At 72.0% G+C, this 22,158-nt stretch carries 19 protein-coding genes; 7 read left to right on the top strand and 12 right to left on the bottom strand.

The window, feature by feature from the left end:
* Positions 1–56: 56 nt before the first annotated feature.
* Positions 57–2,198: a YceI family protein gene (locus tag JNK12_03820; GenBank protein ID MBL8775029.1), complete on the top strand. Its 2,142-nt coding sequence runs from the start codon at positions 57–59 to the stop codon at positions 2,196–2,198.
* Between the two features lie 18 nt (positions 2,199–2,216).
* Here JNK12_03820 and JNK12_03825 read toward each other — a convergent pair whose 3' ends face one another.
* The 3 genes from JNK12_03825 to JNK12_03835 all read right to left on the bottom strand — a co-directional run bounded on the left by JNK12_03825 (position 2,217) and on the right by JNK12_03835 (position 6,930).
* A complete protein-coding gene (locus tag JNK12_03825) occupies positions 2,217–3,707 on the bottom strand; it encodes a hypothetical protein (protein ID MBL8775030.1) in 1,491 nt (496 codons plus the stop codon).
* Position 3,708: 1 nt separating this feature from the next.
* A complete protein-coding gene (locus tag JNK12_03830; GenBank protein MBL8775031.1) occupies positions 3,709–6,429 on the bottom strand; it encodes a hypothetical protein in 2,721 nt (906 codons plus the stop codon).
* A gap of 81 nt (positions 6,430–6,510) precedes the next feature.
* Positions 6,511–6,930 carry a hypothetical protein gene (locus JNK12_03835; protein MBL8775032.1) on the bottom strand — a complete coding sequence of 140 codons (420 nt, stop codon included), beginning with the start codon at positions 6,928–6,930 and terminating at the stop codon, positions 6,511–6,513.
* Positions 6,931–7,099: 169 nt separating this feature from the next.
* Here JNK12_03835 and JNK12_03840 point away from each other — a divergent pair, with 169 nt between their 5' ends.
* Positions 7,100–7,894, top strand: coding sequence for a TetR/AcrR family transcriptional regulator (locus tag JNK12_03840; protein MBL8775033.1), 795 nt, complete (start codon positions 7,100–7,102; stop codon positions 7,892–7,894).
* Here the strand turns inward: JNK12_03840 and JNK12_03845 are convergent.
* The 5 genes from JNK12_03845 to JNK12_03865 form a co-directional block, all read right to left on the bottom strand.
* The gene (locus tag JNK12_03845; GenBank protein MBL8775034.1) at positions 7,875–9,671 is read right to left on the bottom strand and encodes an Ig-like domain-containing protein; all 1,797 of its coding nucleotides are present in this window, start codon (positions 9,669–9,671) and stop codon (positions 7,875–7,877) included. The two genes, JNK12_03840 and JNK12_03845, sit on opposite strands and share 20 nt — an antisense overlap.
* A gap of 78 nt (positions 9,672–9,749) precedes the next feature.
* Entirely contained in the window at positions 9,750–10,916 is a 1,167-nt protein-coding gene (locus JNK12_03850; protein MBL8775035.1) for a hypothetical protein, read from the bottom strand.
* A gap of 133 nt (positions 10,917–11,049) precedes the next feature.
* Positions 11,050–11,535 (bottom strand): hypothetical protein, encoded by a 486-nt coding sequence (locus tag JNK12_03855; protein MBL8775036.1) that lies wholly within the window; start codon positions 11,533–11,535, stop codon positions 11,050–11,052.
* A gap of 127 nt (positions 11,536–11,662) precedes the next feature.
* Positions 11,663–12,370: a response regulator transcription factor gene (locus JNK12_03860; protein ID MBL8775037.1), complete on the bottom strand. Its 708-nt coding sequence runs from the start codon at positions 12,368–12,370 to the stop codon at positions 11,663–11,665.
* Positions 12,367–14,439: a PAS domain-containing protein gene (locus JNK12_03865; GenBank protein ID MBL8775038.1), complete on the bottom strand. Its 2,073-nt coding sequence runs from the start codon at positions 14,437–14,439 to the stop codon at positions 12,367–12,369. The genes JNK12_03860 and JNK12_03865 overlap by 4 nt, the downstream gene beginning before the upstream one ends.
* A gap of 192 nt (positions 14,440–14,631) precedes the next feature.
* Between JNK12_03865 and JNK12_03870 the strand changes: the two genes are divergently transcribed.
* From JNK12_03870 to JNK12_03890, 5 genes are read left to right on the top strand one after another with little or no spacing between them, the layout of a single operon-like run.
* A complete protein-coding gene (locus tag JNK12_03870; protein ID MBL8775039.1) occupies positions 14,632–15,726 on the top strand; it encodes a hypothetical protein in 1,095 nt (364 codons plus the stop codon).
* A gap of 10 nt (positions 15,727–15,736) precedes the next feature.
* Positions 15,737–16,192 (top strand): hypothetical protein, encoded by a 456-nt coding sequence (locus JNK12_03875; GenBank protein ID MBL8775040.1) that lies wholly within the window; start codon positions 15,737–15,739, stop codon positions 16,190–16,192.
* A gap of 11 nt (positions 16,193–16,203) precedes the next feature.
* Positions 16,204–16,401, top strand: coding sequence for a hypothetical protein (locus JNK12_03880; protein MBL8775041.1), 198 nt, complete (start codon positions 16,204–16,206; stop codon positions 16,399–16,401).
* Positions 16,398–16,817 carry a 4Fe-4S binding protein gene (locus JNK12_03885; GenBank protein MBL8775042.1) on the top strand — a complete coding sequence of 140 codons (420 nt, stop codon included), beginning with the start codon at positions 16,398–16,400 and terminating at the stop codon, positions 16,815–16,817. The genes JNK12_03880 and JNK12_03885 overlap by 4 nt, the downstream gene beginning before the upstream one ends.
* Positions 16,818–16,862: 45 nt before the next feature.
* Positions 16,863–17,033, top strand: coding sequence for a hypothetical protein (locus JNK12_03890; protein ID MBL8775043.1), 171 nt, complete (start codon positions 16,863–16,865; stop codon positions 17,031–17,033).
* 51 nt (positions 17,034–17,084) lie between these two features.
* On the opposite strand, the gene JNK12_03895 is transcribed toward JNK12_03890, so the two are convergent.
* From JNK12_03895 to JNK12_03910, 4 genes are all read right to left on the bottom strand, one after another.
* Positions 17,085–18,797, bottom strand: a complete 1,713-nt coding sequence (locus JNK12_03895) for a hypothetical protein (GenBank protein MBL8775044.1) — start codon at positions 18,795–18,797, stop codon at positions 17,085–17,087.
* A gap of 197 nt (positions 18,798–18,994) precedes the next feature.
* A complete protein-coding gene (locus JNK12_03900; GenBank protein ID MBL8775045.1) occupies positions 18,995–19,960 on the bottom strand; it encodes a serine hydrolase in 966 nt (321 codons plus the stop codon).
* Positions 19,957–20,793: a DUF4393 domain-containing protein gene (locus JNK12_03905; protein ID MBL8775046.1), complete on the bottom strand. Its 837-nt coding sequence runs from the start codon at positions 20,791–20,793 to the stop codon at positions 19,957–19,959. The genes JNK12_03900 and JNK12_03905 overlap by 4 nt, the downstream gene beginning before the upstream one ends.
* A gap of 1 nt (position 20,794) precedes the next feature.
* On the bottom strand, positions 20,795–22,105 hold the full coding sequence (locus JNK12_03910) for a hypothetical protein (protein MBL8775047.1): 1,311 nt from the start codon (positions 22,103–22,105) through the stop codon (positions 20,795–20,797).
* Positions 22,106–22,158: the final 53 nt, after the last annotated feature.

Consider the following 22,158-nt stretch of genomic DNA (forward strand, 5'->3'; position numbering starts at 1 on the left):
GCAGCGACCCGGCTACCGTGTCCCCGACCGGCACGGGGCAGCACGAGGGGGCACGGATGGCGAGGTTGGGGCGGAGGCTCTGGGCGCACCCGGTGCTGCTCGTGAGCGCGTTCGTCCTCGTCGCGGTGGTCGCCGGGGGGACCTGGCTCTACCTGAGCACCTTCCAGGTCGACGCCGCCGTGGTCTCCTACGCCGTGCCCGACGCCCCGCGGCTCGAGGTGCGCCGGCCGGGCCAGGTCGTGTACCGCATCGACGCCACCCGCTCCGAGGTGTCCTACCGCGTCGAGGAGCGGCTCGCCGGGGTCACCCACCACGCCACCGGCACCACCAAGGGTGTCGCCGGCGACATCCGGGTCGACCACCAGGACGCGTCGCGCACCCGGGTGGGCGAGCTCGTGGTCAACGTCGAGCAGCTCACCTCCGACGAGGAGCTCCGCGACCGCCGCCTGCGCCACGACTACCTCCAGTCCGACGAATACCCCTTGGCCACCCTGCGCACCACGGGGGTCGAGGGGCTGCCCGACGAGGTCGTGGACGGGCGCGCCGAGGAGGTCGAGTTGTCGGGCGAGCTGACCGTGAAGGACGTGACCGTCCCCGTCACGGTCCCGGCCACGGTCACCCTCGAAGGCGACGAGCTGCGCATCGACGCCGCCACCACCGTGCTCCTGTCCGACTTCGGCATCGGCCCCATCCGCATGGCGGGCTTCGTCGAGAGCGGCGACGAGGTGGAGCTGACCTTCGCCCTCACCGCGGTCGACGCCACCGAGCTGCCCGACCCAGCCGCCGTCGCCACCGCGCCGGTCGCGGAGGGCGACGAGCCGGCCGACCCCGCCGACGCACCCTCGTTCGCCGGCGTGGTGCAGCCCATCCTCGAGCAGTCCTGTGCGTCGTGCCACCAGCCCGGCGAGGCCGGATCGGCGGTGTGGAAGCTCGAGACCGCCGCCGACGCCCAGGAGGTGGCCAGCGGCCTCGCCCTCTCGGTGCGGTCCCGCTACATGCCGCCCTGGCCCGCGTCGCGTCGCAGCGTCGAGTTCGACCACTCCGCCCGCCTCACCCGAGAGCAGATCGACGCCATCGCGGCGTGGGCCGATGCCGGCGCCCCCCTCGACGTCGAGGAGACGGCCCCGGTCGAGGCGCCCGCCGAGGACCGGCTGCATGCTCGTGTCGACGCCCGCCTCCGTGCCGACGAGCCGTACCAGGGCTCGACCGCGCTGGCCAACGACTACCGCTGCATCGTGATGGATCCGCAGCTCGACGAGGACGTGGCCGTCACGGGCTACGAGTTCGTCCCCGACCAGACCGAGTTCGTCCACCACGCGCTCGTGTACCGGATGGCGCCCGATGCGCGGGCGGACGTCGAGGCGCTCGACGAGGCCGACCCGGGCACGGGCTACCAGTGCTTCGGTGGTGTGGGGGCGTCCTCGCCCACCCGCGGCGGTCCCCGCCTCGTCATGGGGTGGGCGCCCGGCCAGCCCGCCAGCCTGCTGCCCGAAGGCGTGGCCATGCCCCTCGAGGCGGGCGAGTTCTTCGTCACCCAGATCCACTACCACTTCGGCCACGCCGCGCCGCCCGACCGGTCGAGCCTCGTCCTCCAGCTCGACCGCACCGACCCGGAGGCGTACGCCGCGGCGGAAGTCACCACCTACCTCGCCCCCGCCGAGATCCCCTGCGGCCCCACCGAGTCCGGGCCCCTGTGCGACCGGGACGCGGCGCTGGACGAGCTCGACGCGCTCTACGGCGGGGCGAGGAGCATCGCCGATGGCCTCCACTTCGAGTGTGGGACCACGGTCGAGGAGCTCGCCGTGCTCGACGGCAGCATCGCCCGGTCTTCGTGCGACCACCCCGTGCGCCGCACCGGCGAGATCCTGTCGGTGCTCGGCCACGAGCACGAGCTCGGGGCGTCGTTCCGGATGACCCTCAACCCCGGCGCGGCCGACGAGCAGGTGCTGCTCGACATCCCCCGGTGGGACTTCGACTGGCAGTTCAACTACCACCCGGCCGACCGGATCGTGCTCGACGAGGACGACGTGATCCGGGTCGAGTGCAGCTGGGACCGGAACCTGGTCGACCCGGCCGCCGAGCCGCGCTACGTCACCTGGGCCGAGGGCACCGAGGACGAGATGTGCTACTCGACGGTGGTCACCATCGCCCCGCCCGAGGGCGAGCCGCCCGACGGCACGCCCGTCGCCGTCGACTGATCGCACGTCGGGGGGTGGTCAGTCGGAAGTGGTGACGGCGAAGACGTGGTGGGCCCACGGGCCGACGTCGAGGTACAGGCCCCGATCGCACAGGTCGTCGCCCGAGCGCGCGTAGCGGGCAGGGCCGAGGCGGTCGTCGAGCACGACGGACGTCCCGCGCAGCTCGGGGTGGGGGAGCGGCACGTACGCCTGCGCCCAGTGGTCGGACAGGTTCACGGCGGCGAGCAGGCCGAGGGTGTCGTTGCCCGCCGCGCTCCATCCGAAGGCGAGCAGGTCGTGGTGGCTGGGGTTGCCCGCCCAGGCCTCGGTGGGGGCGAGGAGCGTCCATGCGCCCTCGTGCACCAAGGGGTCGCCGAGGACGGCGAGCAACGCGTCGTAGAAGGCGGTCAGCTCGGGCTGGTCCGGCTCCACCGGCGCCCGGCAGAGGTGCATGGGCACGTGGACGGTCCAGCCCTCGCGCTGGCCGTGCTGGAGGAAGCGCAGCCCCGGAACGAGGTGGGTGGCGACGGCCGCTGCTCGGTGGCGGTCGCCTGTGCCGAACACGGTGGCGGCGCGCGGCTCGTCGTGGTTCTCGAGGAACCGTGCCGCCCCGGCCTGGCCGGCGCCGTCGCCGCGGAGGTGGTCGCCGACCGCTCGGGGATCGGCGACCAGCCGGTCGTACAGCGTCTTGTCGTAGGTGAGGTCGAAGCCCTGGGCCCGGAGATCGGGCTCGCGGCCCCAGTAGACCTCCGCCATGAAGGTGAAGCCGGGGTGGCGGCCGCGCACCGCGTCGATGGCCCCGGGCCAGAAGGGGTCGGCGGGTCGCCCCCAGGTGCGCTCGAAGACGTCGGACAACAACAGCATGGCCATGTCGCAGCGCAGGCCGTCGCCGTGCGACGCGGCCATGAGGAGCTGCTCGCGCATTGCGGCATGGAGGGCCGTCGACGAGTAGTCGAGCTGGAGGGTGTCGGTCCATCCCGGGAAGTAGGGGTCGCGCCCGTGGGCGACGATGCGCTCGGTGCCCCCGGTGGTGAGGCGCGTCCAGTTGGCGGGGTTGGCGGCGAGGTCCTCCTCGGTCCCCGTCACGAAACGCTCGGGGTGCAGCGCCACCCAGGGGTGGTCGAGGGCGGTGTGGTTGGGGACGAAGTCGAGCATGAGGGCGACGCCACGTGCGGCGAGCCGGGCGCGCAGGCGCGCCAGCGCGGCGTCGCCGCCGAGGCGGTCGTGCACCCGGTAGCCGGTGACCGCGAAGCAGGACCCGCAGATGTCGGCGTCGACGAGGTCGGGCAAGGTGGCGGCGCACTCGGCCCGCACCTCGGGCACGGACCGGGAGACCTCGGCGCTCGCCGCCCCGGTCTGCCAGACCCCGAGGAGGTACAGCCAGTCGACCTGGGGGGGCAGGACACGGTCGAGGACCTCGTCGTCGATCGCGTCGAGCGTGGCGTCGGGGCCCAGCGAGCGGACGAAGGTGCGGGCGTTCAGCTGAAACAGCACGGGGAAGCGCCGGCGGGCGCCGGCGGGCGGTCCCACCTCAGCCCTCGAGGCCGAAGGCGAGGAGGTCGAGCGGCACGGCCGACCGCGGCGGGTCGAGGAGCAGGTCGAGCAGCAGCGCGGTCCAACCGGTCTGGTGGGAGGCGCCGAGTCCGGCGCCGTCGTCGCCGTGGAAGTACTCGAAGAACAGCAGGTGGTCCCACGCCGGGTCGTCTTGCAGACGGTCGACGCCGCCGAAGACGGGGCGCCGCCCGTCGGCCCCCCGGCGGAACAGGTCGGTCAGCCGGTCGGTGAGGTCCTGGGCCACGTCGCGCAGGCTGCGCTGGACGCCCGAGCCGGTCGGGTACTCGACGGTGAACTCCTCGCCGAGGAAGTCGTGGAAGCGCACGAGCGAGCGGATGACCAGGTAGTTCATGGGGAACCACACGGGCCCGCGCCAGTTGGAGTTGCCGCCGTACATCGGCGTGGTGGACTCGGCGGGCTCGTAGTCGACGGCGTACTCGGCGCCGTCGACCCGCACCACGTACGGGTTGTCCTCGTAGCGCTTGGACAGCGAGCGCAGGCCGTACGGCGACAGGAAGGTGCCCTCGTCGAACAGGACGGCCAGCGAGCGGCGCAGCTGCTCGGGGTCGACCACGCTGATCAGGACGCTCGTCTCGTCGCCCTCGCCGCGCACCCGTCCGAGGGCCACCAGCTCGGACGGGTCCTCCCGCTCGCGCTCGAAGATGCGGGCCAGTCGGCGGGCGATCGCGGGTCGCCCCCGGGCCAACGAGCCGTGCACCGCGGCGGACGAGAACAGGGGCACGGCCCCACCGATGCTCTCGACCCCCACCTGCTCGTCGCCGTCGGGGGTGAGCATGCGGTCGTAGAAGAAGCCCCGGTCGGCGTCGTAGATGCCCGATCGGTTGATGGCCCGGGCGATGGCGGCGAACCGCTCGAAGTACGTGATGACGAGGTCGTCGTAGACCGGGTCCTGCTGAGCGAGGTGGACGGCCATGGCGAGCAGGTTGAGGGTGTTGAAGGCCATCCATGCCGAGCCGTCCGCCTGCTCGAGGGTGGCCCCCTCGGGGAGGTGGGAACGATCGATCGGGCTGATGTTGTCGAGGCCGAGGAACCCCCCACCGAAGAGGTTGTTGCCGTCGGCGTCCTGGCGGTTCAGCCACCACATGAAGTTGAGCGAGAGCTTGTGGAAGGCGCGCTCGATGAAGTCGAGGTCCCGGTCGCCGTCGATGTGGAACACCCGGAGCGCGGCGAAGGCGTGGACCGGCGGGTTGACGTCGTCGAAGCTCCACTCGTAGGCGGGCAGCGCACCGTTGGGGTGCAGGAACCACTCACGCAGCAGGACCAGCAGCTGGTACTTCGCGAACGCCGGATCGAGATGGGCCCACGGAACCGCGTGGAAGGCGAGGTCCCAGGCCGCGAACCACGGGTACTCCCAGGCGTCGGGCATGGCCAGCACGTCGTCGGCGTCGAGGTGCCGCCACGCGGCGTTGCGGCCCGCCGCGCGTTCGGGAGGTGGCGGGGGCTGGCCGGGATCGCCGTCGAGCCAGCGGGCCACCCGGTAGGGGTAGTACTGCTTGGTCCACACCAGGCCGGCGGCCAACTGGCGGGCGATGGCGGCCACCTCGGGCGACGCCTCGGCCGGGAGCAGTGCGGCGTGGTACTCGTCGGCCTCGCGCTCGCGGTCGGCGAGCACCCGGTCGAAGTCGGCGCCCGCCCAGTCCGGCGCCGACGCGTCGGGGCCGTTGGCGTCGCCGTCGAGGGCCCGCAGGCGCAGGCGCAGCTCGACGGTCTCTCTGGGCCTGGCCGCCACCCGGTACCACCAGGCCGCCTTTGTGCCGACCTGGTCGGGGTTGACGGTGGCCGCGCCGTCGACCACGTGGTCGTTGATGGCGTCCTTGGGGAAGGCGGAGGTGGACGGCGTGGCGAAGAGCCGAGCGGTGTTGGTCTCGTTGTCGCAGAAAAGCGCCGTCGGGGGCTCGCCGTCGGGACCCCCGTCGGCGAGCAGGGCGTAGGGGCCGAGGGTGGGGTGGTCGGCGCGGATGGCCGAGCCGTCGACCTGGAGCGTCGGGGCGACGGGGTCGTCGTCGCCCCACGCCCAGGTGTTGCGGAACCACAGCGTGGGCAGGACGTGGAGCTCCGCGGGGTCGGGCCCGTGGTTGGTGGCCACGATCCGCATCGCGATGTCGGTGGCGTCGGCCTTGGCGTAGGTCACCTCCACCGACCAGTAGCGGTCGTCGTCGAACACGCCGGTGTCGAGCAACTCGTACTCGGGATCGTGGAACCCCCGCCGGCCGTTCTCCTCGACGAGGTCGCCGTAGGGGAACGGGCGTTGGGGATAGTGGTACCGCCAGCGCAGCCAGGCGTGGCTCGGCAGCGCGTCGAGGTACCACCAGTACTCCTTGGCGTCCTCGCCGTGGTTTCCTTCCGGGCCGGTGAGGCCGAAGATGCGCTCTTTGAGGATGGGGTCGACCCCGTTCCACAGGGCGAGCGAGAGGCAGAGTCGCTGGCGCAGGTCGGAGAGGCCGGCGAGGCCGTCCTCGTTCCAGCGGTAGGCGCGGGACCGGGCGTGGTCGTGGGGGAACGAGCCCCACGCGTCGCCGTCCGCGCTGTAGTCCTCGCGCACCGTCCCCCACGAGCGCTCCGACAGGTACGGGCCCCACTCGTACCACTCGCTGGCCTCGAAGAGGTCGCCCTCCGGGGCGTCGACTGCGGCCAGACGCTCGTGCTCGACCGTTCGCGGGGCGTCGGCGGGAGCCATGGCGCTCAACCTACCGATCGACGCGGGATCGCCCGGCGGCGGGCCGACGGCGGTCGACCCCGCCGCCGCCGGCCAGGCGCGTTACTTGCTGCTTCGGGTGATGCCGGCGGCCTTGAGGGTCGCTGCGGGCACACCGATCTCGCGCCACGCCGCGTAGGTGATGCCCTTGCGGTCGCTGTAGGGCTTGGCCGCGGCGACGAACTCGGCCTCGATCCCGGCGAGGTCCACGGTCTCCTCCTCGGTGGCCAGCTCGGCCTGGAGGTCGAGACGCTCCTGGCTCAGCTGGAGGCGCTTCACCGGGTCGGCCGACTCGAGCTGCTGCTCCACCACGGCAAGGCGCTTGGCCACCGAGTCACGGGTGCGCTTGCGGCCTCGCTTGGGCTTCGAGGTCTCGAGCGCTTCGAGATACAGGCGCACGGCGCGTCCCTGCGCACGCCCCTCGGCGAGAGCGGCCTTGTGCGAATCGGACATGGTGCGGTTGGTTGCTTTGATGCTCGCCATGGGCGGTGACTGTACACCTCTGTCTAGCGAACAAGTGACATTGTCATTGCCGCTTGTTCGGCCGTGTCAGAATCGGTGCGCTGATCTCTTGGCATGCCCCCACCGACGAGGTCGATCGCTTGGATGTCGTACCCCATGCCACGAAGGCCACACGGGTGATCGACCCCGGATGATCGATCACGACGCCAATGCGAGCGGGGGGCGCGGCAAGGACAGCCGCCGGCGTCTGCTCGAAGCGGGTGCCGACCTGCTGGCGGAGTCGAGCCGGGGCGACCTCAGCCGGGTCCTCACGACGGGGGCGGTCGCCGAGCGGGCCGGGCTGCACCGCCAGACCTTCTACCTCAACTGGGCCTCGCAGTCCGAGTACCTCGACGACTTCATCGACTACGTCACCGATCCGTCGGTGAGCTCGTCGTCCGAACGCCTCGCCCGCCTGGCGGAGCGGATGCCGCCCCTGCGGGAGGACCCGGCGAGCGAGGTGCGCGAGCGGGTCGGGGAGACGTTCCGCCTCCACGCCGAGGACCCCGTGCAGGTGGCGCGCATGGTGCTCTGGGCGTTCCATGCCCAGGACGAGAAGGTGGCCGACCGCCTCCGTTCCCTGTACCGGACCAACGACGCCAACACCGCCGCCGGGTACAAGGCGATCGGCGACCAATGGGGCATCGAGCCCCGGCCCCCGTTCACCTACGAGAGCATCGGCCTGCTGTTCAACGCGCTGCGCGACGGGCTCCTGCTCCACCTGACCATCGACTCGTCGGCGGTCCCCCCGTCGTTCGTCGAGGACGTGCAGCTCGCGCTCAGCTGGGCGGTGACCCGTCGCGTCGGCGACCCCGACGACGCCCAGAGCCTCGACGAGAAGTTCCGCTCCGAGCGCGCCGTCGCGCCCGCCGCCGAGGAGGTCGACGGGGCCGACGGCGGCACCGGGCCGTCCGGCGACGGCGGCGCTACTCGAGGACGCAGATGATCGAGGGGGCCAGCGCCTGGTAGGTGGCGGGGGTGAGCTCGAAGCCTGGTGCCGGCGCGAGCTCGGGAGCGGCGCCTTCGGTGACGGTGGCGGTGACCGCGTCCTTCACCCGGCGATCGACCGAGGAGAAGGCCTTGATGCGTCGCGTGATGGAGCCGCCGGGCGCGACGTTGGACCGCACCTCGACCCTCATGCGCACCACGGCCTCACCGCGGGGTGCGATTCGTGCCGTCCGGTAGGTGCCGAGACGCACGCCCCGGGTGATGTCGGTCCCTGCCGCATCGAAGTAGCGGACCCCGAAGCCGGCCAGCGGCTGCTGGCCCTTGAGGGTGAAGCGCTCGGTGCGGTTGCCGTCGTTGCGGAAGCGCATGGTGAACTCGGCGGTGCCGCCCACGGGTGCGGTGGTGGACCGGTTCTGGTCGGCACCGTTCGCCGAGTACACGTCCCACCCCATCCACACCCCGTCGTCGCCGACGCGGACCTGGGCGTCGGGCCGCACCCGCACACCGGGGCACCCCTTGGTGCGGAAGGTCCACGAGTAGGGCACGACCGGTTGGCCGGCGCCGTCGATGAGGTCCTCGGTGACCGACACCCGGTAGCGGGTGCAGGCGGCGAGGTTGCCGTCGGGCTGGATGGCGATGGTGTGCTCGCCGGCCTCCGGGTTGTACGGCACGATGCGGGGGTAGCCCGCACGGAGGGGGACGGGCGTCCCCGTGTCGGCTTCGGTCAGGGTCATGGCGCCGGGCGGCAGCTCGGACGGGATGGTGCCCGGGGAGCTCACGAGGGGACGGTAGGGGAGGCTGCCGCTGAGCACGGCGACGATGCGGGTCTCGGCCCCGCCTCGGTCCGCGGACGACCCGGGGAGGAACGATGCCCGGTCCCAGCCGGTGCGGGGCACGTCCTGCTGACCGTCGGCCGGGTAGGTGATGGACACCTCGGTGGGCGGCTGGTCGCCGAGCAGCCGGCCCCACATGCTCTCGTAGGCGGCGGCGATGGCGGTGGCTGCGAAGCGGATGCCGCCGGGCGCGGTGATCATGTGGGCCGACGTCCACGGCATGTTCTCGGTCATGTGGTCGTGGAAGTGCTTGGTCAGGAAGCGCTCGCCGTCGCGCACGAAGGCCATGCTGTCCTGCCCGTTGAGCAGGTCCTGGCCGACGATGTCGTTGCGGCCGATGCCGTGGAACACCGAGAGCAGGTCACCCTGGGCCGGCCATGAGGGGAGCGCGGGCTGGGTGGGGCGAGCGTGATCCTCGATGGCGATCATGTCCATCTGGAGCTCGATGCCACCCGTGCCGAACCCCTGCATGCCGAGCGCCGGGGGGATGTAGCTCTCGCCACGGTCGGGGGCGTTCGGCTCGAACAACCAGTCCCAGACCTCGTCACCCAACCCGTGGGCCATCGAGCCGAGGACGTGGGCGATGCGTGCTGCGCACGGCCCGTTCGGGTCGGTGAGGTCGCCGCAGTCGGGGTCGTCACGGATCTGGTCGAGGTAGGCGTAGGAGAACCGGGGCCAGTGGGCCTCCTCGCCGTAGGTGTGGTCGTAGCCCTTCTGGGAGTTCGCGTACCCGCTGTCGGGGAAGTGCGCACCCGCGGCGACCTGGTCGACGTGGGCCTCGAGAAGTGCCTGCAACTGGGGGTCGTCCACGAGGGCGATGGCGTCGGTGGCCATCCACGAGTGGGTGGTGACCCCGGAGGCCTCGGCCCGGGGCGCGAGCGCCAGGGCCAGCGCGGCCACGAGCGACACCACCATGGACCCCGCCAGCAGCTTGCGCAGCACTGCGACCGACCTTCCCCCGGAGGACCCTCGCCCCCGCATCGCGAATGTACCGGGCCGCCGCGACCCGGCGCAGGCCGGTCAGAAGGCGACGGAGCGGACGGTCACCGCGCCGGTCACGGCCCCGCCGCCGGCGGTGCGCAGGCCGGCGCCCGGCCGGTAGGTGGCGGTGACACTCGACGAGACGCGGCGCGGGCTGGCGCCGCTCTCGGTCCCCAGGGTCAGTGTGAGGGTGCGTGAGGTGCTGTTCCACACGAGGGTGGACGGCTTCGACGCCGTGCCGTAGGTGGTGGTGCCGGTGACGAAGCTCCGCGAGCCGAGGTCGATCTCGCCGAAGGCCACGGCGTTGCCCGAGGCGCCGGTCACGCGCAGCAGGTCGTTGCCGTTGGCGACGGGGTTGTCGGACACGGTGACAAGCACGCCGACGTTCCCGTCGGGGTCGTTGGGGGCGAGGCTCGCGAGGGAGAGCGCGGCCGAGTAGGTCACGCGCACCACGTCACTGAGCCGGCCCCGACCGTCCCGGTTGCTCACCCACGTCAGGGCGGAGGGGGAGCCGCCGACCGAGACGGTCACGGCACTCCCGGTCACCTCGTCGCCGGCGATCGCGTAGACGGTGTGCGTGCCGTCCGTGGTGCCCGCCGGCAGGACCACCGACACCGCGGTCGAGGGCCCGGAGCCGACCGAGGCCGGTGTGCCCGACAGGGCCGTGCCGGTGACGGGGTCGTCCAGGCGGAACGCGAGCGCGGTGCGGGGCACGGCGCCCGACAGCGACCCGGTCAGCGTGGTCGGCAGGCTCGAGACCGACGAGGGCAGCGTGAGCACCGGGCCGCCGACGTTGACCGTGGTCGCCGGGCCGGGATCGCTCGTCCACGTCCGGTACCGGGCAGTGACCCGGTACCGGCTGGTGCCGATCGGGGCTCCGGTGTCGGTGCAGGTGGTGGCGGTCCCGGTGCAGGCGGCCACGTCCACGGTGCCCTCCGCCGACGTGCGACTCACCGAGTAGCTCGACGCGGGGACCTCGCCGGCGATGGCGACCGGGGGCCAGCTGAGGACGATCGAACGGCTGGACACCGACGCGGCCGGCGCGGCCGGCGCCGGAACGGTGGTGGTGGATACGTCGAGGTCTCCCACGGCGGCGGACGTCCACCACGCCGACGCCACGCCGGCGCCCGACAGCACCGCCAACAGGCCGACGGCCACCGCCACGAGGGCCTTCTCGGTGCGTCGGCGGCGGGTCGGGAGGGGCATCGGGTCCTCGGAGCGGGTCGGAGGGTCGGAACGGGGTCGTGGCGGCAGGGCTCGCCCGGGGAGTGCGGTCGGTGTGGCCGCACCCGCCGGGCCAGCCCGCGGTCCCGGTTCGGGACCGCGGTGCCGGTGGGGCTCAGAAGTCCTGCGCCGTGGCGGCGGACGCGAGGGACGCCGTGAGGGGCAGGTTGAACGACTGGTTCTTGCAGGCGTTCGACGGGTCGTTGGTCATGCGGGTGGTGAGCTCGTAGACACCCGAATCGTTGGGCTCGATCACCGCGCCGGCGTCGCCGACCTGGTCGATGCCGCGGGCGTTGTCGCGGGCGTCGCTGCGCACCGAGTCGGCCGCGCAGTCCTTGACCGCGTCGGAGGAGCCGGCCGAGATGCCGGTGACGATGACGGGGTAGTCGTTCGGGTTGGTGATGCGCACGGTCACCGTCTTCTCGGCGCCGGGGTACAGGTCGGCGGCGGAGGCCTCGGCGGTGATGGCCGAGTCCTTGTCCTGGGTGGACTGGGCGGTGCCGAAGCCGGCGCCACTGGAGGTCCAGGCGGCGAAGGCGACGGCGCCGACGATGGCGGCGCCGAGCAGGACTCCGACGAGGGCGACGATCTTCTTGGTCATGGGTTCTTCTCCCTTGGGTTCACCGTGTGTGGTGGTGCTCGGGGGTGAGCACCACGCACTGTGGTGACCGCAGGGAGCGATCCGGGAAGCGCTCGGTTGCGGTTCGGTTGCGAAGGGTCCGGGGCGCTCAAGCGCGCCGGTAGCGGTAGCCGAAACCGCGCACCGCTTCGATGGGGGAGCCGGGCCCCGTCCATCCGAGGCGTCCACGCAGGCGGTGCACCGCGAACTTCACGCGATCGCCGCCGATGCCCGTCGGGTCGTTCCACGCCTGGTCGAGCAGCTGCTCGGGGGAGAGCACCTGGCCGGGGTGGCGCACGAGCGCGGCGAGCAGTCGGAACTCCGTGGGTGTGAGGTCGAGGTCCTCCGTGCCGTCGGTGACCCGGACGAGGTGGGCGGCGAAGTCCACGTGGAGCTGCCCGTCGTCATAGGTCGTCGGCGTGGTGGTCGTGGGCGCGGCACGGCGCAGCAGTGCGTGCGCCCGCGCGACGAGCTCCTGGTTGCCGAAGGGCTTCGTCACGTAGTCGTCGGCACCGCCCTGCAAACCGCGGACCTTGTCGGACTCGAGGCCGCGCGCGGTGATGACCATGACGGGCACGTCGCTCAGGTCCCGGATGCGCTCGAGCACGTCGAGGCCGTCCATCTGGGGGAGGCCGAGATCGAGGAGCACCAGGTCCGGGTGGTGCTCGTGGACCGCCCGCAACCCGGCGCGGCCGTCGACGGTCGTGACGACGGTGAACCCGGCGCGCCCGAAGAGCACCTCGAGGGCGCGGCGCAGGTCCGGCTCGTCGTCGATGACGACGAGGGTGGGTGGGGACGACGGGGTGGTGACCGTCATGGTCCGACCTCCTCCGGTGGGCCGTCGTCGGGGAGCCGCACCACCACGGTGGTGCCCTCGTCCTCGACGCTGGTGAGCGAGATGTCGCCGCCGTGGCGCTCGACGATGGCGCGGGTGATCACGAGCCCGAGGCCGCTGCCCGGGACCCGGTCGTCGGCGTTCGAGCCCCGGGTGAAGCGGCGGAAGATGGTGGCCTGCTCGGCGGCGGGGATCCCGACCCCGGTGTCGCGGATCTCGATGGCCCAGGCGGGACCGTCCCGATGGCCCTGGACGTCGACCCGGCCGCCGCAGGGGGTGAACTTCACTGCGTTCGACAGGAGGTTGGCCAGGACCTGATCGAGGCGCTGGGCGTCGGCCCGCACCGGGGGGCCGTCCTCGACCTCGGCGGTGACGGTGACGTCACCGGCCTCGGCAAGTGGGCCGACCGAGGCGATTGCCGCCTGGACGTGGGCCGCGAGGTCGACCTGCCCCGGTCGCACGGGCAGCTGCCCGGACTCGAGCCGGCCCAGCAGCAGCAGGTCGTCCACGAGGTGGAGCAGCCGGGTGGCGTTGCGCTCGATGATGGCGGCGAACTCCCGCTGCTCATCGGGAAGGTCGGCGGCGTCCTCCTGGAGCAGGCCCGCGAAGCTGGCGACCGCGGTCACCGGGGTGCGCAGCTCGTGCGACACCGTGGCCACGAACTCGTCCTTCAGGCTGGTGAGCTCCCGCAGGGAGCGGTTCTGCTCCTCGATCGCGGCCCGGGCGGCGCGTTGCTGCTCGAGGGCGAGGGCGCGCTGGGCGTCGAGGGCCTTGCGCTCGGTGATGTCCCGGTAGAGCCAGAGGTGGCCGCGGCGGACGGGGTCGAGCGGCACGGGCACGTAGTCGCGTGCGAGGGTGCGGCCGTCGGCGAGGGAGATCTCCTCGTCTCCCACCGGCGCCCAGGCCGTGTAGATGGCCTCGACGCGAGCGGCGAAGGCCGCCGGGTCGGCTACGACGGCGGCCGCGTGTGGCCGCAGGTCCTCCACGGGCCGGCCGACCACGGCGCCGGGCCCGCCGGTGAACGCGAAGGCGTCGCAGAACGCCTGGTTGGCGTAGACCACCCGGCCCGTGTCGTCGACGAAGAGGAGGGCGTCACGGAGGCTCGTGACCAGGGCGCCGAGCTGCGCCAGCGCCACCTCGAGGCGGTGCTCGGCCGCTCGACGCTCGGTGACGTCGTGGGAGGTGATGAGCACCCCGTGGATCGCCGGATCGTCGCGGAGGTCCTCGCCGACCATCTCGAGGAGGTGGAAGGTGCCGTCCGCGGCGCGCACGCGGAGCTCGATCGGGACCTCGGGGCCACGTTCGCCCGCGAGCACCTCCTCGAGCGCCTGCGCCGCGGGGGCCCGATCGTCCTCGTGGAGGAGGTCGAAGATGGGCACGTCGTAGCCCTTGGGGTACCCGAGCAGGCGGGTGCCCGCCAGGCTCGAGTACCGCCAAGACCCGTCCGGCTCGAGGACGGTCACGACATCGGAGAGGTGCCCGACCAGCGCTTGGAGCTCCCCCTCGGACCGGGCCAGAGCGGCTTGGGCCTCCCGGCGCTCGCGTTCGGAGCGGTACCCCTCGATCAGATTGCCGAGCGCGGTGGTGAAGGGGTCGAGGTAGGCCACCAGGTCGCGGTCGTAGCCGCCGGGCCGGTTGGCCACGCCGATCTGGCCCACCATCTCGTCCCGCCTGAGGATGGGCACCGCGAGGTAGCTGCGGAGGGCGGCGTGCCCGGGAGGGAGACCTCCGGCCCGCGGGTCCCGAGCGGCGTCGTTGCTGATGACCACCTCTCGATGGCGCAGTCCCCAGCCGAACAGCGTGTCCAGCTTGCGGAATTCGAGGCCTCCTCCGACGACGACGTTGTCCTCGTACAGCGTGCGGGTCGGGTGGTCCCAGGCGATGTTGGTGATCGCCCAGGTCTGGAGGTAGGGCGCACCGTGCTCGTCGACGAGGCTCTCTGCGATGTAGCCGTACTCGCTGTCGGTCAACAGGAGGAGGTCCCCGAGCAGGTCCCGGAACAACGCCGTCGGCTGCGTGTCGCGGACGTACAGGCCGAGGGCGCGCGTCACCGATGCGAGGAGCGCGGCCTCCCGAGTGCACGACCCGCTGCTCTCCGCTGTCGAGGCATCGACGGCCATGCCCTCCCATCGGCAGCGGAGCGGCCGCACCCAATGGCCCAGACGGCCCATGGGACCTTCGGCCCTAGTGATCGGAGGCGCGGTGCGCGGCAATGGGCCGCAACGCAACGGGAGGTATGTGCCATGGGTGGTCCCGACTCCTATCCGAACCTGCCGGACACGTCGCCGGTCGGTCAGCCCCTCGACTGGGCGTGGCTGCGCGGGGCCCGAAGCGAGTGGGGGGTGCACCCGAAGCCCAGTGCGCGGGGCCTGACCATGATGGACATCGCCGTCGGGAGCTACGGCGAGGTGCCCGAGCATCCCGCCCACCGCTCGATGGCGCCCCGGGGTGCCGACGTCGACCCGGACACCCCGGACATGGGGTACATCCTCAACGACAAGACCGACGTCTGGGCCGGCAACGTGCGTGAGCTCTACGAGGAGGCGGTGGCCCGCCAGTGGTCGGCCACGCGCGACATCCCGTGGAACGAGCTCGAGGAGCTGCCGAGCGACCTCGAGCACGCCATCTGCCAGGTCTGCACCTCGCTCACCGAGGTCGAGATGATCGCCGCCGACCTGCCCGCCAAGTGGATGTGGCGCATGAACCACGACTTCATCGAAGCGAAGATGTTCCTCTGCACCCAGATCATGGACGAGGCCCGCCACGCCGAGGTGTTCCGCAAGCGGGCCCTGGCCAACGGCGGTGGGCTGCTCAAGTCCCGTGCCGGCCCGGCGAGCCTGCTGCGCACGATCATCGAGGCCAAGACCTACACGCAGGCCACCGCGTTGTTGCACCTGCTCGGCGAGGGCTTCATCCTCGACCTGTTCCGCCAGGGCGAGCTGCTGGCCCCGGGCCCGGTCGAGAAGAAGATGTTCCGCATGGCCATGCAGGACGAGGCCCGCCATGTGGCCTACGGCACGATGCACATCCGCTACGCCATCGAGCACGACCCCGACGTGGCCGACGAGATCCACGAGGCCCTCGACGTCGGCGAGGCCGCCCTCGTCGAGCTCGGCACCTCGCCGGACCTCGGCACCGCCCTCGCCCTGCTGCTCGCCGGCGGCGCCGACGACGTCGACGAGGTCGGGTTCCCCCTCCAGGGCGAGCTCGTGCGCAAGCAGTTCACCTCCTACCTCTCGCGCTGCGAGCGGGCCGGGTTGAATCGCTTGGAGCGCACGACCCTGCCCCTCGACCTCCTCGGCATCACGAGCGACGACCTCGTGGGTGTCGGGGCCTGAGGGGGCGGTCGTGAGCGCACTCCCGCCGGTGGACACCGTGGCCTTCTTCGAGGGCCTGGCCGCCGAGATGAACGCCCATCCCGAGCGCTACGAGGTGTTGGGGGACTGCGACCTCGTCCTCGCCGTCGTCATGGGGCGCGACGGCGAGGACGCCTTCCGGGCGCGCCTCACCTTCGAGGGCATCGCCTGCCTCGACGTGAGCGAGGCCGAGGCCGGCGACGAGGCCCTCGCCGACTGCTGGCTGGAGGGGCCCCTCGATGCCTGGCGGGCCATGGTCGACGACATCGTCGAGCACGGTCGGGCCACCGGGCGCCACACCCTGAACAGCCTCACCCTCGTGGGTGAGTCGATCCGGCTCCACGGAAGCGACGTCATGGGGATCGACAAGTTCTCCCGCTTCAACCAGAGCCTCCAGGAGTTCTTCGACGGAGCTGCCGCCACGCCCGCGCTGCGGGCGGGCGGGTGAGAGGAGTGACCATGGACGCCCCCACGTGCGAGCACTGCGGCAAGCCCGTCACCCGCGCCCTCGACCTGCCCTACGGCTGGTGGGAGTGGGACGGTGAGGGGTATGCCCTGAAGACCGCCTCCACCCGTGTCGACGTCGCCCCCTGGGTCCACTGGGACTGCATGGGTGAGCTCCGTCCCTTCCACCCGCAGGACGCGGTGGCCGGATGAGCTTCAAGGTCCTCGACGACTGCATCGGCTGCGGCGCCTGCGAGTTCTCGTGCCCGACGTCGGCGCTCAGCAAGACCGATTCGTTCCTGGGCACCTTCGTCATCGACCCCTTCCTCTGCAACGACTGCGAGGAGTGCGTCGACAAGTGCCCGGTGCAGGTGATCGTGGCCGACCCCGAGTGGCCCGTGTGCTCGGGCCGGGGGTGCCCGCTCACGTCCAAGCGCATGGCCGGCGTCGAGTGCGCCTTCTGGCACGACCGCTGCCCGGACTGCGGCAGCACGATGTGGCGCCAGGACGGCGACGCCTGGTCCTGCCCGCAGTGCGGCATGCACGCCAAGGTGCGCTGCCCCAAGACCCACCACCTCGAGACCCGCCACCCCGAACCCGTGGCGCTGATCCCCCGCCCCACCGGCTGAGGCACCGAGGTCGCGCGTCCGGTTGGTTCTGATACCCTGGGGGGTATGTGTAGACCAGCAACGTGTTCCCAGTGCGGCAAGGCGACCTACGCGGGCTGCGGCCAGCACGTCGAGCAGGTGCTCGGCGGCGTGCCCCAGTCCGAGCGCTGCCAGTGCGTCACCCACCAGCCCATGACCCTCTGGCAGAAGCTCCGCGGCGCCAAGGCCGGCGCCTGACCTCGCACGGCGAGGCGGCGCCGGCGGCTGGCGCTGGCGGGAGGCCGGTGGTCAGACCCTGGTGACCCGGGCGATCGCGGCGTCGACTCCGGTGCCCTGGTCGGCGGTGAACTTGATCTTCAGGCTGATGGACGCTCCCCGAGGCGTGCCGGCCCTGGCCTTGACCGTCACCGTCACCCGCACCGAGGACTCCCCGGAGCGCCAGGTCCCGGGGATCCCTTCGACCATGGCCGCGGTGATGTCCTCGCCGCTGGGAACGCGATACGTCACGCGGAACTGGTTGTTCGACCCCGGTCCCCGCGCCGTCAACAAGTCCTCGAAGTCGGCGTCGTTCTGGAACTTGACCGAGAAGGTGGCCGTCCCGCTGGCCCCGACGGAGGCGGTGCGGGTCTGCCCGGCGCCGGTGGTGTTGTAGACGTCGTTTCCGATCCAGGCCGTTGCGCCGGACCGGATGAGCACGTCGGGCCGGTGGACCCTCGGCGGCCCCCAGGTCAGGGTGAAGCTCCCCTGCTGCGTGCTACCGACCGCACCGTGGAAGCCGTCCACCGCGATCCGGTACGTGGTGCCCGCGGTGACGGTGAACTCCACACCGCTCGAGTTGCCGCAGCCGTTGTCGCTGGCGGCGATCGGCGTGAGTCCGTCGACCGTGGTGCCCGTGTAGACGGCGAGGAGGGTGTCGAAGTCCGCGCCCGTGCAGGTGTCGAAGCGGATGGTGCGAGTGGTGTTGGCCGTCCAGCGGTACCACACGGAGGCCCCGCCGACGTCGCCGGCATGGTCGGGCTCACCGGTCTCCTTGGCGGCGCCCAGGTTCGTGCCGGTCGCGGTGCCATGGCCCCCGGAGATGACCTGGGCGGCCGCGAACGCGTCGTTCGCGGGTGCGACGATCGACTCCCACGAGAGCGTGAATCCGCCCGTGGAGGTGCCGTAGCCCCGATCGGCGCCGTCGACGGCGACGCGGTAGGTCGTGCCGGCGCTCGCAGGGAAGATGACGCGACTCGCGGAGCCGCACTCGTCGTCGTTGGTGGCGATGGGGGTGAGGCCGGCCAGGGAGGTCCCGGTGTAGACCGCGAGGAGCGTGTCGACGCCCGTGCCGGTGCACGTGTCGAACTGGACGGGTCCACTGGTGGGCGCGGCCCACTGGTACCAGACCGACGCACCGCCGACGACGCCGGCGTGGTCGGGCTCACCGGGTTCCGTGGTGGCGAAGACGTTCGTGCCGCTGGTAGAGCCGCTGGCTCCCGTGATCGTGGTTGGCGTGGCGAACGCGTCGTTCGCCGGTGGCGGTGGTGGCGGCGCCCAGGAGAGCGTGTAGTTGCCGGTGGCTGCGCCGCCATCGACGCCGTAACCGTCGATGGCGATGCGGTAGGTGGTACCGGCCGTGGCCGCGAAGCTCACGCGACCCTGCAGCGTGCAGCTGTCGTCGCTGGCGGCCACCAGCGCGAGGCCGCCGACCGTGGTGCCGGTGTAGACGGCGAGAAGGGTGTCGAAGTCGGTGTCGGTGCAGGTGTCGAAGGAGACAGCACCGTTCGCAGGCGCCGTCCAGGTGAACCACACGGAGGCGCCGCCGATGTTGCCGGCGTGATCGGGCTCATTCGCCTCCTTGGTGGCGCCCAGGTTCGTGCCCGAGGTCGTGCCCGTGGCGCCGGTGATCACCCGTGCCGAGGCGAACGCGTCGTTCGCCGGCGCCACCTCAGGGCGCGTGCGGGCCTGGGCCGGTAGGGGGGCGACCACCAGGAACGTTGCGAGGAGCACTGCGACGAACACGGAACGCATCAGATTCCGGGTCATGGCGATCACCGCCCTTTGCCTTGTCCTGTCCTTGCACCGTCGCGCCGGTCCCCGTGGGCAACGAGGGCACAAGGTCACACCGGCAGGTGTGTCATCCGTCACCCCCGCGGGTGGCCCCGCCCGGCGGGGTCATCGCCGTGATCGTCCGCTGGGTGCGCCGCTCGGCGGGCGCGTCAGGCGTCGGTCGTGCGGAGGTGGTCGTGGACGGTCCGGGCCACCCGGCCGATCTGGCGCTGCACGTCGTCGGTGAAGGTGTCCGGCCCGCCGGGCGGGTAGGCGCCCTGGTCCTGGGTCGACGTGAGCACCGCGATGGCGACTGGCCCTGCGCCCGGGACCTCCACCACGCCGGCGTCGCCGGCCACGTGGATGAGGCCGGGCAGCATCCCCGTCTTGTGGGCCACCGTGGTGCCGGCGGGCAGGTAGCGGGGAATCCCGGCGTTGAGCTGTTGGCGTTCGAGCACGGCGATCATCTCGCGTCGTGCGTCGTCGCCCACCCCGAGGGCCGCGGTGGCCTCGGTCGACCAGAGGGTGGCGAAGCACTCCACGAGGTCGTGGGCGGACGTCCAGTTGTGGCGGTCGTCGAGGTCGGCCACCGAGAGCAGGGCGTTGGTGCCGGCCTCGAAGGCGGCCGCCCCCGCTCGGAACATCCCGTGGTCGGGAAGTCCCGGTGGGGCGTCGCCCAGCAGGTCGCGCAGCATGTCGTCACATCGGGCGCCCACGTGGGTGTCCGCCAAGCCGAGGTCGGTGACGAGGCGCGGCACGGCGTCGAGGCCGACCTGCTCGATCAGTACGTCGGTCGCGGTGTTGTCGGAGACGACGGTCATCAGCATGGCGAGGTCGAAAAGCGTCGGCGCCAGCCCCTCGTCGAGGAAGGTGAGGACCCCGCTGCCCCGGGAGCGGTCGGCGGCCCGCACGGTCACCCGCGCCCGGTGGAGGTCGACCCGCTCGGCTGCGGCCCAGCGGTACAGGGCGAGCAGCACGAACACCTTGAAGGTGCTGGCGGTGGGGAAGCGGGCGTGGGCATCGATGCCGCACTCGAGGCCGTCGGACAAGCGCCGGACGGCCACCCCCGGCCGGGCCGGACCGTCCGCCACGACCGCGGCGAGTGCCGTTTGCAGGTCCGCCCGCGGGTCGCTCACGGCTGGGCGCCGGCCGAGGGCGCAGGGTCGGTCGGCAGGCAGGTGGCGCAGAAGTCGTCGCCGAAGGGGGTCAGGTGGATCGATCGGCGGATGGTCTTGGGCGCCCGGCCGGCCCGCTTGAGGGCGTCGACCACCTCGGGCTGCACCTCGACCACCTGGTAACGGGCGGGCTCGACGGTCTCACGGGAGAACCAGATGAGGCCCAGCCGCTCGAGGTTGTTGAGGTAGGACTGCGTGCGGTCCTGGTGGCGCACGCCGGCCTGGAGCCCGATCATCGAGAGCCCTCCGGCCACGAGCTCGGAGCCGACGCCGAAGGGTCGGTTGGTGCGCACGTCCACCGACGGCTGGGGTCCCTCCGTGCAGAGGAAGCGCAGCATGCGGGCCTCGTCGGGGGTGAGCTCGTCGAGGATGTGGGCGAAGGCGGGGTGGGTGTCGTCGTCGATGCGCACGTCGGCCGACCGGTGGAGCAGATCGGCCCCTTTGGCCCGCAGCTCCTCGTTGGTGGCCGGCCGCTCGCCGCTGCGGCGCCGCGCCGTGGCCGTGGGGTCGGCGTCGTCGTCTTCGAGCCCGAACGAGCGAGCGACCATCGCCCAGGCGTCGCGGCTGGACTCGCGCACCACCGGGATGGGGGACTCCCCTTCGGCCACGGCGTTCACCACCTGCTCGCCGGTGGTGAGGGTCTCGTTGGCCATCCAGGCGAGGGTGCGAAAGCCCGCCCGCAGGCCGATCCGGGCGAGGCCGGGGAGCGCCTCGTAGAGGGTGGGGTCCGGCGGGCCGTCGCCGGTCGCCTCGGTGTCGGCCTCGTGCCCCTCGTCGCGGGAAGATCCGGTCACGTCACACTCCGAAGATGGCCAGGTGGAGGAGGCCCGCGCCGAAGCCCAGCACGGCGCCGTGGACGAACAGCAGCCACTCGTCCTGTTTGATCGCGGAGCGCAGCAGCTCGCTGAACTCGGCCGGTGGCAGGCGCCGCATCTGGGCGGCCACGAACTCCCGGACCCGCTCGGCCTGCTGGCGGTTGAAGGCCTCGTCGGAGAACGCAGCGGCGAAGTCGGTCGCCTCGGAAGCCACCGAGTCGCGGATGCGGTCGTAGCGTCGGGTGCCGATGGCGACCCGCACCGCGCCCTGGGCCGGGCCGAGCGCCTTGTCGACCGCCGGCCGCAGGGTGGACTCGAGCATCTGGTAGGTGCGGTCGCAGCGCGGGCCGTAGAGCAGCTCGTTGCCGACGTTCTCGAGGTTGATCACGTCGTCGGCGATCATCCGGGCGAACACGTCGCTCACCTCGGGCTGGCGCTTCATGAAGAGTCCCTGGAAGGTGAACGGGCCGACGCGGCGGGGCTCGACCGGCTCGAAGATCATGGTGATGCCGAGGTAGTTGACGACGTAGCCGATGATCACGCCGCCGACGGGCAGGACCCACCAGTAGGGGAAGGCCTCCACGACGAAGACCAGGACGATGCCGAGGGGCACCCCGAGGTAGAAGCCGAAGTTCTGCATGAAGCGCAGCTCGCGGCGGCCCACCTCGCGCAGCATGTCGTTCATCTTCTCGGGGTGGGCCTGGAAGTAGCGGATCACCATGAGCTTGGCGTCGATGAGCTGATCGATGTGCTCGCCGATCTGGTCGGTGATGCGCCGCACGATGGCCGGCAGCTCCTTGTGGACCCGCGCGTGGAGGGCGTCCTTCACGCCGGGCGGGAGGTCCCGCCAGAGCTGGGGGTGCTCGCGCTCCATGATCTGGTCGACCACGTCGTCGATCTCACTCTGGGCCGTCGCCACCAGGTGGTCGGCCACCTTGTCGGGCTCGAGCTGGTGGTAGAAGTCCGAGATGCTGCCCACCTTGGCCAGCGCCTTGTCCACCGAGATGCTGGCCATCTTGTCGACCCGGGACGGGACGATGCCCTGCCACCCGAACCGGCCGTCGTCGGAGATGGCGGGGATGACCTGCACCCGGCGGGGGAGCAGCGGGTAGGTCAACCGGAGGCCCGGGAGGCGCACGCCGTGGAAGGTCAGCGGCTGGAAGAGCATCACGACGCCCGACCAGTTCGTGATGTAGCCGATCACCCCGGTGAACAGCGGGATCGTGAACAGGTGGACGAGGAAGTCGCCATCGGTGACGTCGACCGCCGTCACCACCGCCACCGCACTCACCGCTGCCTGCCCAAGGTCGTCTCCCCGCTCCGCCCCGAGTCGTGGAGCCAGAG

Source organism: Acidimicrobiales bacterium, from assembly GCA_016794585.1.
Lineage (GTDB): Bacteria > Actinomycetota > Acidimicrobiia > Acidimicrobiales > DATDAH01 > JAEUJM01.

Bases quoted from the DNA above. Each gene is read 5' to 3' on its own strand.
- JNK12_03850 (MBL8775035.1), bottom strand. From the start codon at position 10,916: ATGCCCCTCCCGACCCGCCGCCGACGCACCGAGAAGGCCCTCGTGGCG.
- JNK12_03890 (MBL8775043.1), top strand. From the start codon at position 16,863: ATGTGTAGACCAGCAACGTGTTCCCAGTGCGGCAAGGCGACCTACGCG.
- JNK12_03870 (MBL8775039.1), top strand. From the start codon at position 14,632: ATGGGTGGTCCCGACTCCTATCCGAACCTGCCGGACACGTCGCCGGTC.
- JNK12_03820 (MBL8775029.1), top strand. From the start codon at position 57: ATGGCGAGGTTGGGGCGGAGGCTCTGGGCGCACCCGGTGCTGCTCGTG.
- JNK12_03860 (MBL8775037.1), bottom strand. From the start codon at position 12,370: ATGACGGTCACCACCCCGTCGTCCCCACCCACCCTCGTCGTCATCGAC.
- JNK12_03840 (MBL8775033.1), top strand. From the start codon at position 7,100: ATGATCGATCACGACGCCAATGCGAGCGGGGGGCGCGGCAAGGACAGC.
- JNK12_03835 (MBL8775032.1), bottom strand. From the start codon at position 6,930: ATGGCGAGCATCAAAGCAACCAACCGCACCATGTCCGATTCGCACAAG.
- JNK12_03880 (MBL8775041.1), top strand. From the start codon at position 16,204: ATGGACGCCCCCACGTGCGAGCACTGCGGCAAGCCCGTCACCCGCGCC.
- JNK12_03830 (MBL8775031.1), bottom strand. From the start codon at position 6,429: ATGGCTCCCGCCGACGCCCCGCGAACGGTCGAGCACGAGCGTCTGGCC.
- JNK12_03855 (MBL8775036.1), bottom strand. From the start codon at position 11,535: ATGACCAAGAAGATCGTCGCCCTCGTCGGAGTCCTGCTCGGCGCCGCC.
- JNK12_03885 (MBL8775042.1), top strand. From the start codon at position 16,398: ATGAGCTTCAAGGTCCTCGACGACTGCATCGGCTGCGGCGCCTGCGAG.